General features: G+C 37.8%; 1 protein-coding gene and 1 pseudogene. Both read left to right on the top strand.

Annotation, left to right across the window (positions count from 1 at the left end; genetic code table 11):
• Window positions 1–296: 296 nt before the first annotated feature.
• Window positions 297–1061, top strand: a complete 765-nt coding sequence (locus FTU17_RS17160) for a DNA polymerase beta superfamily protein (protein ID WP_180008741.1) — start codon at window positions 297–299, stop codon at window positions 1059–1061.
• A gap of 25 nt (window positions 1062–1086) precedes the next feature.
• A pseudogene (locus FTU17_RS17155) lies at window positions 1087–2008 on the top strand (pirin family protein).
• The last annotated feature ends 99 nt before the right edge of the window (window positions 2009–2107 follow it).

The raw sequence follows: 2107 nt of genomic DNA, 5'->3' as shown, positions 1-2107 counted from the left end.
TGTTATAGACCACATTTAAGTTTAAATATGAACACCCCGAATCAGACGTATGAGCAAACTAAAACCGAGCTAATTGCTTAACTCGGTTTGAAGTGGAATACTGTCAATCTATTTCAGGACAAGACAAGAACAAGCTAGCGTGACAATTCAAATCAAATTTTGAATATATCTTCATATTTATTATTTAATTTATTTCTTAATCAATGTTAAATAAAGTTGAATTAAAGTTTTATAAAATCCACAGTTTGGCCATATTAATGGTATAAAAACAGTCACACTGCCTAAAACATAAATTTATGAACATCCAACAAGAAATCCAAAAATTATTACAAAACCGAGATGAATTTCCATTATTTTATATTGAGAGTGGCAGTCGATTATGGGGCATGGCAAGTCCAGACAGTGATTATGATGTACGAGGTTTTCATCTCCCGTCTAAAGCACAATATTATGACTATCGGAAACATCGTGACCTTATTGAAATAATGGATGGTGATTTTGATTTCGTCTCTTTTGATTTGAATAAAATGTTTGGTCTATTGGCAAAGAGCAATCCGACAGTATTGGAATGGGTCCGCGCACATATTATTTATTTAAATCAGTTTCCTGAGTGGGAGAATTTTCGTGAGGGTCTACTTGAGCGTATAGATTATAAGGCTTTGTATTATCATTATTTATCACTGGCAAAAGGTGGTATGAATGTTATGCAAACGGCAGAGAATTTTACATATAAAAAAGTGTTCTATTCGATTCGAGGGTTAATGTCTGCTGAGTTGGCTACACAAAAAATTATGCCTGAACTATTGATTACACAGTTGTTTGAACAGATTGATGCACAAGATCCATTGCGTCATTGGGCAGAAGATTATTTGGAAATTAAAAAACAGCAAAAAGAAAAGGCACAAGTTCCATTGGCTGAGCAAACCCAAATTTTAAAATTGCTGAATGATAAAATTGAAGCACTTAATGAAAAGCCGATAGAAGCAACCAATGATTTACACAAATTACAGTCTTATCTCACAGAGTATAGTTTCCGTTTAAAACAGCATTTTTACGATTAAAATTTATTTTCGATACAATTGTATGATGAAAACCCTCGCTTTTATCCACGTCAATGACTCAGGCTCACCGGTCGGTGACTTTGCTCCAGTAACTTCAGTTTTTTCTCATTATGAATTGGGCAATACCGTTTCACCTTTTTTATTGCTCGACCATTTAGGGCCTGGAGTGCTAAAACCAACGCAACTGAAAAAAGGTGTGCAGGAACATCCACATCGAGGCTTTGAAACCGTCACATTGGTGTTTAAAGGTGAGCTTGAATATCATGATACGACTGGCGGAGGCGTTGTCATTGGTGAGGGCGATGTGCAGTGGATGACTGCTGCTTCAGGCATACAACACGAAGAAGTTTTTAGCCAAGCCTTTGCACAGCAGGGCGGAGCATTTGAAATCTTGCAACTTTGGGTCAATCTGCCTACCAAAGATAAAATGAATCCTGCACGCTATCAGAGCTTAGCCAAAGCCAGTATTCCTGTAGTGGAAGCAGATAATGCAGGTTATGTACGGATCATTGCAGGGCATTATTTAACAGTCCACGGCCCTGCAGAAACACATACGCCTATGCAAGTATTTGATGTCTTTGTCAGAGCCAATCAAAGCATCACACTGCCTGCACAAGAAGGGGATACCACGCTGGTATATTTACGCTCAGGCAAACTGAAATTTAATGAAACGGATGAACCGTTAAATGCACAGCATATGGCAGTCATGTCGAGTCAAGGTGAAAATGTCGAATTGACGGCAGTCGAAGATAGCCACATGTTGTATTTATCAGCGCAGCCTTTGAATGAACCCATCTATGGGCGGTTATTTTGTGATGAATCATTTTGCTGAAGTCATGCAAGCCTATGAGGACCTAAAACAAGGCCGCTTTATCAAATGGAGCGTAAAACTCTGTCCTTCAGGTCAGAGATATAAGCAACACGACCTGAAGTGTCGTTTGATTTAACTAAGGACTATTTTCCTTGAGTTTTGATTGTTAATATAAGTACATGAAAACCCTTAAATTACGTATAAAAGACAAACATTGCAAGGTGTTAGACCAACT

It is taken from the genome of Acinetobacter sp. YH12070 (assembly GCF_013419625.1).
In the GTDB taxonomy this organism is placed as follows: domain Bacteria; phylum Pseudomonadota; class Gammaproteobacteria; order Pseudomonadales; family Moraxellaceae; genus Acinetobacter; species Acinetobacter amyesii.
The sequence above is the reverse complement of the archived record's forward strand: the minus strand, read 5'-3'. Positions and strand labels throughout refer to the sequence as shown.